Origin of the sequence: Sphingomonas sp. STIS6.2 (assembly GCF_000732685.2) — a bacterium.
Classification (GTDB): Bacteria; Pseudomonadota; Alphaproteobacteria; order Sphingomonadales; family Sphingomonadaceae; genus Sphingomonas; species Sphingomonas aerolata.
In genome coordinates, this window is sequence record NZ_JPDP02000034.1 from 1 (window position 1) to 9,938 (window position 9,938).

The 9,938-nt window shown below is 57.2% G+C and carries 8 protein-coding genes and 1 pseudogene; 3 read left to right on the forward strand and 6 right to left on the reverse strand.

The window, feature by feature from the left end; translation table 11 throughout:
- From sphst_RS21085 to sphst_RS04695, 3 genes and pseudogenes are all read right to left on the reverse strand, one after another.
- A partial coding sequence (locus tag sphst_RS21085) for a recombinase family protein (protein WP_159043517.1) occupies nucleotides 1-113 on the reverse strand: 113 nt, incomplete at its 3' end.
- A gap of 359 nt (nucleotides 114-472) precedes the next feature.
- A complete protein-coding gene (locus sphst_RS20330) occupies nucleotides 473-736 on the reverse strand; it encodes a hypothetical protein (protein WP_031395887.1) in 264 nt (87 codons plus the stop codon).
- Nucleotides 737-787: 51 nt separating this feature from the next.
- A pseudogene (locus sphst_RS04695) lies at nucleotides 788-1,114 on the reverse strand (integrase core domain-containing protein); the annotation flags it as partial.
- Between the two features lie 160 nt (nucleotides 1,115-1,274).
- Here sphst_RS04695 and sphst_RS04700 point away from each other — a divergent pair.
- Both sphst_RS04700 and sphst_RS04705 read left to right on the forward strand, forming a co-directional pair.
- Nucleotides 1,275-3,521, forward strand: coding sequence for a bifunctional diguanylate cyclase/phosphodiesterase (locus tag sphst_RS04700; protein WP_234387378.1), 2,247 nt, complete (start codon nucleotides 1,275-1,277; stop codon nucleotides 3,519-3,521).
- A gap of 131 nt (nucleotides 3,522-3,652) precedes the next feature.
- Nucleotides 3,653-5,836, forward strand: coding sequence for a TonB-dependent receptor (locus sphst_RS04705; RefSeq protein ID WP_159043520.1), 2,184 nt, complete (start codon nucleotides 3,653-3,655; stop codon nucleotides 5,834-5,836).
- 149 nt (nucleotides 5,837-5,985) lie between these two features.
- Here sphst_RS04705 and sphst_RS04710 read toward each other — a convergent pair whose 3' ends face one another.
- Complete coding sequence (locus sphst_RS04710) at nucleotides 5,986-6,723, reverse strand: hypothetical protein (protein WP_081877409.1); 738 nt, start codon at nucleotides 6,721-6,723, stop codon at nucleotides 5,986-5,988.
- A 1,188-nt stretch (nucleotides 6,724-7,911) separates the two neighbouring features.
- Nucleotides 7,912-8,292 carry a hypothetical protein gene (locus sphst_RS04725; RefSeq protein ID WP_159043521.1) on the reverse strand — a complete coding sequence of 127 codons (381 nt, stop codon included), beginning with the start codon at nucleotides 8,290-8,292 and terminating at the stop codon, nucleotides 7,912-7,914.
- 127 nt (nucleotides 8,293-8,419) lie between these two features.
- On the opposite strand from sphst_RS04725, the gene sphst_RS20335 reads away from it, so the two are divergent.
- The gene (locus sphst_RS20335; RefSeq protein WP_159043522.1) at nucleotides 8,420-8,749 is read left to right on the forward strand and encodes a hypothetical protein; all 330 of its coding nucleotides are present in this window, start codon (nucleotides 8,420-8,422) and stop codon (nucleotides 8,747-8,749) included.
- Nucleotides 8,750-9,743: 994 nt separating this feature from the next.
- Here the strand turns inward: sphst_RS20335 and sphst_RS21090 are convergent.
- On the reverse strand, nucleotides 9,744-9,938 hold a 195-nt coding region (locus tag sphst_RS21090), incomplete at its 5' end, for a hypothetical protein (RefSeq protein WP_234387380.1).

Sequence of the window (9,938 nt, forward strand, 5' to 3'; positions counted from 1 at the left end):
TTGTCGGTATGGAGATGACGATGATCGACGCCGGCTGCGACTAGCGCGTCCCGCTGAAGATCGACCGTTTGGCGGTCATCGGCCGACGAGACCCGCATATATCCAACCAGCATGTACGACAAACCCCCGAAAGCACGTTCTCGAACACCCTATCAAAGCGACCGGGTTTGTCGAACGTTATGACCGAAAGCGGCTTTGATTCAGCGAAGGTGAAAACCGGGGATGTCGTAAATCATGTGTTTTGCGTCGCCTACTAGGCGCTTGGGGCGCTAGCGTGCCGGCTTCTGACAGCAAATATAACACCTGCAACTCCAATCCTTTGGCTGCATATTGCGCAACCGGGGCTTCTCAACGCACGCATCATCTATTGGCTGAGTAACTCGCGATGAGCCGGGCACGGATGCCGGCGATCGTATCTTCGGCACCGCACGCTGCCAAACGGAGTGGATCCGGCACGGTCGCTCGGGAAATGTCAAGCCACCAGGCGTTCAGCCATGATGGCGATCATAGCTGCATTCAGCGTCAGCCTATTACCGCTGTTCTCCTCAATCACCAGATAGCTTTGCGTACGCCTAAGTGGATCAAGTCCGTTCCAGCGACGCAGGCATTCACCTAGCGTTGCCTTCCAAGGCTGATGGATGGTTTCGATCAGTTCGGCGCGACTGTCTGGATCGGTGATGGGCATGCCGCCGCCATAGTCCAGTTTGCTGAACGCCCTGCTAACGCTGCCGCGCACTTCTGCATCTCGTAGATCGACGTTGTCAGCAACCGCGTGCTGTTGTTGCCCCTAAAGGCCTGACAGAGCCTTGCAGGTTTGCGCGATGAACTCGCGCGGGGATTGATAGCGCAAAGCGCGGTGCGGATGCACCTCGTTATAATGGGTGAACTAGCCGGGTAGTTGGCCGATGACGCTCTGCGCATTCGGCTTAAAGTTCACGCGGACATAATCGCGTTTGAGGGTGCGAACGAACGGCTCAGCCATGCCATTCGATTGAGGACTGCTGACCGGGGTCGTGCGCGGGATCAACCCGATGTCCCGGGCGAACGCACGTGTGTTGCGAGCGGTGTAGCAGCTGCCGTTATTTGTCAGCCATTCGATTGGCTCGGGCACGCGGTTCAGACCGCACATGCCTCTTAACCGCCTGTAAAGCATATGCTAACCATAGGCTCAAACGGTGTTGAAACACTATTGGCCTATGATTTCTAGCGGAGGCAGGCGAGAAGGCCAATCGGGTATGACATACGTTCCTCCAACGATAAGTATGCCCCGTCATGTGAAGCCCACTGCAACCGTTGCAAGCGTCGTTTTATGCCTGGCTCTCGCCGGGATCCTTGCGATCTTGCTTGCCGGACTCTCAATGAATTCCGATGCACTGAACACGCAAAGGCAGCTAATTGACAATGCTGTCAGCCAAGACGTGGTGGAAGCCTTAAACGAAATTCAGAGTATCGCATTTTGGGACGTCGCGGCCGAGAAGACCACGACATCGGTTATGGATGTTGACTGGTTTAACAATGAAATCGGGCAATATCTCAGCAAGGTGAACGGACACGATGCCGTCTGGATACTCGATCAGGATAACAAGCCAATCTACGGTTACGGAGGCGGTCGGCAGCTTCCCCCCTCTTCGCTTCAACCTTACGGCGGCGAATTAGCAGAACTGGTCAGGATCGTGCGCAGCGGCAAAGAGGACGGTCGCCGCATACGCGACGCAAACATTGAGACACATCGTGGAGCGTACCCTGGCTCCCTCGGCCGCAACTCGCGTGGCCGTTGGAGTTCGCATATCATCGGGGATGCCGGCGAGGCTGTGATCCTAACGCTCATGACGATCGTGCCAGTCACTGAACGTGTGGTCTTGCGGCAGCGGCCGCATTTGATCGTCAGCGCCGTCAAAATCAATGAGCGGCGCATTCAGACCTATGCCGACACGTTGCTGATCAACGGGCTTCATGTAAGACCGCTAACGTCCTCGCATAAATATTCGGGCACATATATCCTAACAGATGATAAGGGCCAACCGATTGTCCAACTTGTATGGGCCTCCCGCCGACCAGGCCGGATCCTCTTACAATACGTCTTGCCGCTCTTCGTTATCGTTACCGCGATCGCCGCCTTTCTGCTAGTCGCAACATTCCGCCGAATGCAGAAAATGACAATCTCGCTAATTCAGAAAGAGCGAGAGGCAAGTTTCCTTGCCAACTTTGATCCGCTATCTTCGCTTCCCAATCGTCGTCTCTTCATGCGACATTTCAACAAATTGCTTGCTCCCCACCTAATTGAATCAAATCCCGCAATGGTAGCATTTTGCGACATCGATAACTTCAAGACCGTCAATGACACGTGGGGCCACGAGGTCGGCGATGTTCTCATCAAGACCGTCGCCAAACGATTGCGAAATGGTTTCCCGGACAGTGTTCTCGTTTCGCGCTTCGGCGGCGACGAGTTTGCTCTGGTGCATGCGGAAAAGTGGCTATCGGTAGAGGACTTTGGAAATCGCATACAGCGCGCTTTCGCAGAGCCTTTCGATCTTGCAGGAAAGCCGTCACGCATTGGCGTATCGGTCGGTATTGCGATTGCACCAGATCACGGCCGCGGAAGCAGCGAGTTGCTGCGCAACGCTGATATTGGCCTGTACGAGGCCAAGGACGGCGGCCGCGCGCGTTGCGCAGTGTATCACCGCGGCATGCACGACCAGATCGTTGTGCGGAAGGAACGTGAAACGCGGATTCAGGATGCGCTCGAAGCCAGCCGCTTCGAACTCCACTACCAACCCATCGTCGATATCCGCAGCGCCTGCGTCTGCGGCATGGAAGCCCTGCTGCGCTGGCCGGCGGACGATGCGGCAGCGATGCCGCCCGCCGAATTCATCCCGATCGCCGAGCGAGCGGGACTGATGCCCATACTTGGGGACTGGATCATCTCACAGGCCTTCCGTGATTCCCTGCGGTGGCCGGGACTATGGGTTTCTATCAACCTGTCACCGCTGCAGATCAGCACCGCTGGCCTGATCAACACCCTTAGTCGCGAACTACGCATAAGCGGCGCTGACCCTGCGCACATAATGTTCGAGATAACGGAGGGTCTTCTTCTCAATTCAACTGCCGATACCCGGAAAACCTTTGACGCCATCCGAGCTATGGGCTTCAAGATCGGTCTTGACGACTTTGGAACGGGCTATTCAAGCCTGAGCTACCTCCAAGACTTCACCTTCGACAAACTTAAGATAGACCGCAGCTTCATCTGCGACGGCAAGCTGCGGGACCCGCGCTCTGCCTCCCTGGTGAAAGCCGTCATCGACGTTGGCCGTGCACTCGGCATCGAAGTGGTGGCCGAAGGCGTCGAGCACCTAAGCGAGGCGCGGATCCTTCAGGCGCTCGGTTGCTATCAGTTCCAGGGGTGGCTCTACGGACGAGCGCTTCCACCTATCAAAGCAACTGACCATGTACGAGAATTGAACACACTTGTATCCCAGGGGTTCACCGTCGATCCGGTAGCCTCGCTGCGCGTAGCGAAATAGCAATTCGTATCTCACAAATCTTGCTCTCGCGACTGGTGGCCGGTGCGATGTTGACGGGATCGGTTTCGACCACGTCATCAGCCCAGCTTCCGGCATCACGAATTGACGTCGACGAACCAAAGGACATCATCGTGACCGCACAGCGTCGATCGGAGCGTCAAATAGACGTACCGGCCGCGATCACTTCCTTGTCCGGAAAAGGCTTCGACGCAGCGGATTTGGGTGATACCAAGGCAGTTATACGGTTCACGCCTGGTTTTTCCGGCTTCGCAGAGAACAACTTTGTCGACGGCATCGCCATTCGCGGCATCGTTTCAAACGACTACGGGCTTGGTGGCGACCCCTCGATTGGAATTTTTCGAGACGGCGTTCACCAAGGTCGGACAGGTTCGGTGATCACCACCGCCTATGATTTGGAACGCGTTGAGGCGCTACGCGGGCCGCAGGTGTTCCTGTTCGGTCGCAATGCGATTTCCGGAGCACTGGCAATCGTCACCAAGGCGCCCGATCCGGACGCGGCCGAAGGCTACGTGACGATCCGTGCGGGCACTAGGCACCGCTTTGAGGTTCAGGGGGCTTACAACGCCGCTTTAGGCGATGGTTGGGCGCTTCGCGCGGCCGTTGATCGGGAAACCGAGAGAGGATCGTCACAAAATGCGAGCTTCCCCAATGCGAAAGAATTGGGATCCCGCGACGTGGCCGCAACTCGTGTATCACTGCTTCATCGGGGCAATGACACGACGGTACGGCTTACGGGTGAATATGACGACCGCGAACTTGGCGGCACACCGCATCGCGCTAGGATCACCGATGCAGCGGTGATTGGCCTGCTACGCGAACTGAATCCGCAACTGGAGATCCGGGGCGGTCGGCGGGACGTCGACAGTGATCTATCGAAGCTGCGTGACCACAGCCGTGTCGGCTCGCTAACCCTAAGGATCGATCACGATGCAGGCTCAGTGACGCTTGCCTCGCTCACCGGACTGCGTGCTCATCGCTACCGGTATCTTGAGGACTACGACGGCACACCCTTGGTCATCGATTCGTTCGGCGTCAGACAGCACGGCGACTATGCCAGTCAGGAGTTCACCGCCGTCTCGCCGGGCAAAGGTCCGCTGCAATGGGCGGCAGGCATTTCGGCTTACCGTGAGCGCGTGAAAGGCAGCTATACCAACGGCATATCAGAGCAGATCGTCTGCGGCCCAGGCTATGGATATGCGGACTGCAACCAGCTGGTGGCGGACATCTATGGCAGAGATCGGGTCTTCGTACCTGCGGCGGACGGCATTCTGACCGACGTGAACCGTGCCAAAGCTGCCAACTGGGGTACCTCGGCCTACGGGGCGGTGGATTGGAAGGTTATCCCGGATTTGACGATCGGAGCAGGTGCTCGCTACACGTGGGATCACAAGCGGTTCGATCTCGACGTGCCGCAGGTCGCGAGCACGTTGGGAAATGTTTGGCTTTCGACCTACTACACTAGCGGTTACGTCCGGGCGGCACAGGTTTGGGACGGCGTTTCGCCGCGCGTCTACGCACGTTGGGCCCCAAACCATGACTGGACGATCTATCTAAGCGCCACCAAGGCCATGAAGGCAGGAGGGTTTGGAACGTTCAGCCTCGTCGCCTCCGAACCGCTCGATGATTACGATCTCGTTCCCGCCGGCACAAAGCCCGACGACTATGGTAAGGAAACGGTCCGCAGCGTTGAGCTGGGCGTGAAAGGCCGACTTCCTGACGGTCGCGGCACCGCCGCCATTACGGCTTTTCACTACATCTACAACGACCTGCAGGCCAACGTCTTCGATCTGCTGCTCCGCAGTACACAGGTCATCAATATCGGTAGGGTCCGGGGCACCGGCATTGAGGCGGAGGCGGCGCTGCGGTTTGGCCGTCACGTCAGTCTGGCGCTCACCGGCGCCTGGACGCGTACCGTTAAGACCGGCGATCGTGGCTGCACGCTCGCCGACTGCGGTGGTCTAGGCAATCCTACGCTAACCACGAGCGCGATTTTGCGCCTACAAACGCCACTTCGAAACGGCGACTTGTACGTGCAGAGCGAGGCGTTCTACGCCAGCCGCGCACGGCGCTCGTTCGACGACCGGGGCTTTGGGCGGGTGCCTGTCTGCGCCCGAGGCGACGTGCGGCTGGGATATGCCGGCAATGCAGGATGGAGTTTGGAAAGCTACGTCCGCAACGTGACGAACTCGCTGTGCTACGCCGGTGCCGACAACGGCGGAGGGATCTCGCCAGCCACTCTGTGGGGCCCGATCCTTGCGCGCACCGCGGGACTAGCACTTACGCGACGCTTCTAGGTTCTGTTTTTCCCGTCCCGTATCCCATGTTCCAGAAGGAATGGGATCTTGCCTAGTCCGCATTGCTTAGTTGATAACAGATGATTGAGCGCGCCTGCATGGTCGTAGGCTTTCGAACCGCGATGGAGGTCAAGCTCGGCCTGCGCCGATCAATTATACCAGACGTTCGGCTCTACATAGCTTCCCATCCCTCTCTCGAGATTGATCGCCACAGGCGCCAGCCCGCCCGCGATAGGGTAGTTCCCGGACCGTTCGTAAAGCTGACCCGACCACGCCTCCCAAAAACCGACCGGTTTCTCGATGACCATGGATTTGCGGCAGAGACTGACCATGCGCCCCCCCGCCCGCTCATGACTTCGCAACCATGGATCGTAGAGCCGACCATCCTCCCGCCGCAATATCGCGTAGTCCGCGATATCCATATCGAGATGCTGCTCGAGCATGGTCGGCCGAACTGGGAGAAACGGCTTGCCAAGGCCCTTGCTCTCTACAAGGTTGCGCATCGCACCGAGCACCACGCGGGCCAACCCACGATTACGATGTGCGTCCGGTACGGAAACAGAGAGGCCCACCACCATGTTGGGTGCACAGCTAGTCGTTTCGGCAGCGCACTGAAGCGCCCAATCCCAGCCACGCTCCGGCAAGTTGGACGGATCGTCGTAAAACATCGGGACGAGGTTGCCAGTTGCCACGACATAGTCACGATCACGATCGATGACGGCAATTTGATATTCCGGATATCGTTCCATCAGATCAAAGTAGTGAACGAAGGGCTCTGAGAAGTTCAGAAACCCCATACGGGACCAGACAGCTTTCTCTATTTCGTCAGCCGCATTCGCTACCTTACCCGATTCGGCGAACGTCGTTATTAGAAGGTTATCCATCATTTATTATCATCCTTTACGGGCCCGCATGCTTGCCCCATCGATGGTTAAAGTCTGATTAAGAATACTTGATGGCATAGGTGAATGAAAACCATTGGCGGCTGTGGTTCATCCACCGCATTCCTGCGCTCACGTAATTACAACCAAATCTAAAGCATTCCAAAAGTATAGGCCGTCAGTACCGACATAAGTACGCCGGAGCACAAATGATAAAACCGGTTCCCCTGATATGACTGCACGTGTTCCGACTGAGGATCAGCAACCAGCGGATCGGCCAGCGGCCGTTACGATTAGCAATTGTTCTGCCGCGATATTGCGTTACCACGGGGTGGACCCGGAGCAGTTCGCCGTCGTGCGAGCAGTTCCGCGTACGAATGCGATCGAGATAAGCGAGGTGCGTCTTGTTGACGGTCACCTAGCGCTAACGATCCTGCTGCCGATGCCCTACGGCTCTAGACGCATGACTGTTATTACGGGTAAGAACGCCAGCATATCCCTTCCGGGCATGGAGTTGTCACCTGAAGTCGCTGCTGCGGCCGTCGGACGCCCCATAGGACGTCTCCTTGGTCATCCGGCATTCGAGAACCTTACGGAAGTCCTCGTAACCGAAGTCTCGCAAGTCTTTGAGATCGGGCAGCGCCCGACTACGATCCTGCGGTTTAGCGATCAGGTCAAGCTCCTCAATGCCACTGAAAGCGCAACGCGGTCATATAACTAGAGGTCCGCATGACCGCAGGAGCCATGATCAATCTGGCGGTCCAGGTTCTGCGAGCCACACTCAGTGAGACTGCCAGCGGTCGCGTGAACACGCCAGCGGTGCGCCTAGCCCTGCGGTGCCTCTGGCATGCTTGCGCCGAGCACTGGCCACTCGTTATGTTCTGGGAAGGTGCGCAGCACGATAACGAGATCGGCCGGAGCCAGAGTGTGACGGCCTCGTTCAACGGGATTGTGCAACAGCTGCGACGTTCCGAAGCCTATTCCGAGATCAGCAATTTGTAGTAGATGCCCAAGTGCCTTTAATAACATCGACTGCAGCAGCAATGCGGTGCCAATTCTTTACGGCGACAGGGTCGCCGATGGCAGCGACCATCTGATCGACGATATAATCCGGGGTATGTTCGCCGTGTTCTGCAAGGATGGCGCCTGCCTGTATCCAGACCTCTCGATCACTCATGGGGGCTGACCGGACCATCAAATGTCGAAGTTTCGGCGCTCGACCTCGGGGTAAAAGCCCTCGCTGGCCTGTAACGCCATTGTAATGATGTACTCGATGACCGGCTCCGGAATGGCGTTAGCCACATCGAGCCCAAATTGGTCAAGATATGACCACGCCACCCATCTGGAGTAGGCAGTTAGCCCCGGTATATCGAGTGAAAGAAACCGTCCGACCGTAACTCCGTATTCCGAGCGAAGCTTGAACCCCAAAGTTGACACGTTTTGGATGATATCCGGATGCTCATCTGCAAGAGATCTGATGAGCACGGCTGGAAGACTCATCGCCGTTCGGTTCGAATACCTACGATCAAGCCGACCTTTGCCGGCACCAGTCACAGGGCCGCGATGAGTGTTCATGGGGCCGTCATCCGTCAGCACGCCTAAAATTCGGTTAAATGATAGCATTTTAGACTTTCGATTTAACGTGATGCAAAGGCCCACCGCGCCCTCGCAATTCTCTTTATGACACACTTGCTATGGCAGTATGCCCGGTGCGCTTAGCCCCGCGGTCGAGTTGCGTTTAAGGTTGGCCAACTGGCCCGACGATAATGCCGCTGCCATCGCCAGTGACCGCGGTATGTATCTGGGCTATGTCAGCGCCGAGCGCGCGCTGCTGATCGGCAAGCGGATGAAGGAAAGCGAAGCGGTCGCCGTTTTTCAGGCAATGCACGGAAGCGGAGCCTACATCCGGATCGGCTTCGCAGGTGGCGTTCCTGCGAAACCCCGTCGCCGATGTTCCGAAACGCCCGCCACCCCGCTTGGCCCGGCCTGCACATTGACCGGTGTCCGATCCCCACGCGTTCTATCCAGATGAGGATAGGGCCGGAGTTTGGGGCTTAGTTCATTCGGTAGAAAGGAACTTTGTTCGCTCGGTAGAAAGGGGTTGGGTTCTACCTTTTTTGCCATGCAAGGCATTGATCGAATTATGGAGCAAACCTTCGAAGCTGGTCGGGTCGCGGGTCAGACTATCGACGGCAAGCTATCTGACTGCCCACACGAAGAGCGGCTTGCCCCGAACCTAAGAAATGTTTGGATTTCCGGCTTTCTGTGTAGCAAGACTGGGCGAGCATACCGCAAGCGACTGCGCCTAAACTAAAGGCCCTGCAGCGCTGGCACTTCGGAACGACCGCCTGCAGTTGCAAGGCCGACATCTCCAACGCAATGGGCCGCGATCGCGCCAGCGCCAGTTGCTAAAGCATCAGAAAGTTTGATAACTTGGTATCTACGGTCCCGCTACAATCATGTCGTCGAGGTGGGTCCGAAGATTCTGTAAACTTCATCAACTAATATTCTTTTATATTAGCAAGACCCCCCCATATCCATCCCCGGCCATTCGATAGAGACCTATCGGAAGCGGCACCCCCTCCCTGGGGGGCTGAAAGCGGCTCTTTTTTGTGCGCTAGCTATGTCGCAAGCGCTTCATCCCGGCGAGGATGAGCCCGAGTGGGGCGCTTGGCTGATCATTGTCCGCTGCTGACGGGCCAAGGCGCATCTGGAGACGCAACTGATCGGGCAACGCTTACGCCGCTTCGATGTTAAGTGTGAGAGCAAGGCCGGGCCCATCGAACAGCTCGCCCCCTCGTCTGCTGAGACGTTCAGAACTTTAGGACTCGAGGTGCGCAGCATACTGGCTCTCCCGTAGTCAATCAGCGGCCAGTGGCAGCGGATCGTTCCGAGCATTAAGCCACGACATGACGATCCGCGGCGAACCTGACAGCCCCATCTCGATGAGGAGGGGTGGAGTGGTCAATGCCGCGCGTTCGTGCTTTGACACGGAAAACGCCACGCTGGCTTAGTTGCGGTAACGCTCAAGCCGCTTCAGCAAACTCGTCGGCATACCATCGCTGATGGCCCTGCGCTGTAATCCATTGCTGAACATGACGCCGGTTTTGAGGCGCATTCAGGCAAGCATCATTGAAAGTGAAGCGAATTACGGCTCCGCGACTGAAGCACGGGTTCGATTCCCGCAGGGGTCGTCTTGAGCCGGTCTTTTTGCAAGGAAA

Bases quoted from the DNA above. Each gene is read 5' to 3' on its own strand.
- sphst_RS04725 (WP_159043521.1), bottom strand. From the start codon at position 8,292: ATGAACACTCATCGCGGCCCTGTGACTGGTGCCGGCAAAGGTCGGCTT.
- sphst_RS20335 (WP_159043522.1), top strand. From the start codon at position 8,420: ATGCCCGGTGCGCTTAGCCCCGCGGTCGAGTTGCGTTTAAGGTTGGCC.
- sphst_RS04710 (WP_081877409.1), bottom strand. From the start codon at position 6,723: ATGATGGATAACCTTCTAATAACGACGTTCGCCGAATCGGGTAAGGTA.